The 424-nt window shown below is 57.5% G+C and carries 1 pseudogene; it reads right to left on the reverse strand.

From position 1 onward, the window contains the following. Positions 1 to 17 precede the first annotated feature (17 nt). Positions 18 to 424, reverse strand: a pseudogene (locus tag QJT78_RS52180) (recombinase family protein); the annotation flags it as partial.

Here is a 424-nt window from a genome sequence, read left to right on the forward strand (position 1 = left end):
TCGGCGAGCCGATGACTTCATGATGCCTCCTTCTTCGAACGCTTGGTGCGTCGTACCCGGTTGCGAAGCTGACTCATTTGTTCGTCTGAGAGCTCGATCTGCCAAGGCTGGCCTTTGGTTAATTGGCGACCTGTCAGCATTCCGCGCGCGAACACCGTTTGCGGAGTTACACAGAGCTCGGCAGCTGCCCCCTGAATTGAGAAGCTCCCATCGGGCCAGCGCATCGGATTCTTGTCCACGCCGTTGATTTTGACGGTAGGAATGCTCCAGCGGGTCCGCAACAGCCAGACATTCTCGCCCTTGAAGGCGCAGCCTCGGGCCGCGACGAAGCCTTCCTGATTGAGTATTGCCGCGATCTCGCCATCCATCTTGTGTTCAGCGTTCAACTCGACGATCCGTTGCCGCAACCGATCAATGTCGATGT

The organism is Bradyrhizobium sp. Mp27, from assembly GCF_029953005.1.
Lineage (GTDB): Bacteria > Pseudomonadota > Alphaproteobacteria > Rhizobiales > Xanthobacteraceae > Bradyrhizobium > Bradyrhizobium barranii.